1 protein-coding gene is annotated in these 2058 nt (G+C 77.7%); it reads right to left on the bottom strand.

Annotation, left to right across the window (positions count from 1 at the left end):
- Window positions 1-324: 324 nt before the first annotated feature.
- Window positions 325-2058, bottom strand: a 1734-nt coding sequence (locus AOK15_RS40605; protein WP_055524207.1) for a hypothetical protein, incomplete at its 5' end; no start/stop codon positions are given.

Below are 2058 nucleotides of genomic sequence, written 5' to 3'. Positions count from 1 at the left end.
GGGTTGGGGGAGCTCGGAGGGGTCAGGTGGACGGGCAGCCGAGGTGGACCGGGTAGACGAGTGGACGGATGGGCCGCGTCGACGTGTTGAGGGGTCGGTGGGGCGGAGCGGCAGCGGGGAGTGGGGGAGTGGCGCGGTCGGTGGACCAGCCGGCCGGAAAGGGGCGCCAGATCACCGGAGGTCCCACGCGGTCCGGCTGAGGCGAGGCGGCGAGGCGTCGGCGCGGTGCGGTGGTGGGCCCGGTGGGCCGGTGGGGCGGCGGTGGGGTGCCGCCCCGCGAGGCTCGACGCAGCGCCGTCGATCACCTCGCCCGCGCTGGCCCGTTCACCGGGCGGCCGGCTGAAGGCCGCTGATCGTCCGCCCGTTGGCCAGCGTGCCCTTCAGTTCCGTCCGGGCGCCGGCCTTCGCCGGTACGGCGAGTACGTTGCCCGGTGCCGAGCCGGTCACCCCGCCGCTGACCTCGACGGAGACGGTGTCCTTCGCGCCGGCGGCGAGGAGGTACGACTCGCCCGCCGCGGACTTCCAGGGGGCGGCGGCAAGGATGTGCGGGTCGGCCGGGCCGCAGGCGGGGACCTCGTCGACGGCCGCGGTGACGAAGGCGCCGCCGGGGGTGTTGAACTGGGCCAGCACCCAGGTGCCCGCGCCCCGCCAGGTCTCGGCGCGGGTGCAGACCCAGTCGGCGGTGCCGCTGCCGTCGGGCAACGGCTGCCGGGCGAACTGCCAGGCGTTCACGGCTCGTACGCCCTGCGACCGTACGGCGGCCAGCGAGCAGGCGAAGGGCGCCCACGCCTCCGGCGCCCGCGTGGCCTCCCCGGCCGGGGCCGACGAGGGGCGTCCCACGGTGAGGTGGGCGGGGACCACCTCGGACAGGTCGGTCAGCAGCCGGGTCCGCCCCGACGCCTCGGTCAGTTGCAGCACGCCCCAGGACGCGCACCTGCCGGTCCGCACCGCCGGGCTGGCGAACGGCCCCGTCACCCCGTCCTTCGACAGAGCGAGCGGCGCCACCTCCTGCGAGGGCCGCGCCAGATCCCGTACGGCCGCCTTCCGCACCCAAGGGGCCGTCAGATAGCGGACGTTGCCGTCGGACCGGCCCAGGAGCAGCGCGCCGGCGCCGCCCCCGGTCGCCCCGTCGACACGGGAGAGGTCGAGGGCGGCGACGCCCGGGTTGTCGAGCGGCTCCGCGTAGCGGGCGACGCGCAGGCCGTCGTACAGGAGCACCACCCGCAGGTTGTCGACCTTGCCCGCGTACAGCAGCTGCGGCGGACCGGGCGGCGGTCCCGCCTGGGTGCCGGGGGTCACCGAGGTCTGCACGGACTCGCCGGGGCGGGCCCAGACGGCGAGCGCCCGCCGCAGCAGGTCCTCGTCGCCGGTGAGGTCACCGCGCGCCGGCCAGGTGGAGAAGTCCGTGCGGCCCGTCGCCTCCCAGGCGGTGGCCGCCGCCTTCGTCAACCGGCCCGGATCGAGGGCGGCCTGGGCGGCGGGGTTCCGGGCGTACGGGGGAGCCGCCGCGCCGTCCGGCCCCCACGCGTCACCCGGCAGACCGAGCAGCGCCCCGCACACCAGCACCGCGCCGGTCGCGGCCAGCGCGGCCCGCGCATGGTGGCGGCGCCGCACGAGATCGGTCGGCCGGGCGTGCAGCGAGCAGGGGTCGAACTCGGGAGAGGCCAGCAGGGCGTACTGCTCGGCCGGTACGGAGGCGGCCTCCGCCAGCGCGGCCGCCGGGTCCTCGACACCCGCCCGCTCCAGCAGGGTCCGGACCACGGGGTCGGGGAGCCGCTCCAGTCCGCGCAGCACGTACGCGGCACGGGCCGCGGCCGAGAGGGCCGACAGCCGCTGGTCCAGGGCGAGTTCATCGGCGCCGCCCGGCCGGGGGAACAGCCGCAGCCCCCACACCCGGGGCAGCAGCGGCGGCAGCTGGGACCGCTTGGGCCAGGAGGCGCCGCGGAACGGGGGCAGCCCCGCCTCCAGCGCGGAGCGCATGACGTGGAGGCGGACGTAGGCGTACCCCGGATCGCGGTCCCGCCCCGTCGCCTGCGCCGGGACCGCGATCCGGGGTAC

Source organism: Streptomyces ossamyceticus, from assembly GCF_001418475.1.
Classification (GTDB): Bacteria; Actinomycetota; Actinomycetes; order Streptomycetales; family Streptomycetaceae; genus Streptomyces; species Streptomyces ossamyceticus.
Note: the sequence above shows the minus strand (reverse complement) of the source record. Positions and strands in the feature narration are given on the sequence as shown.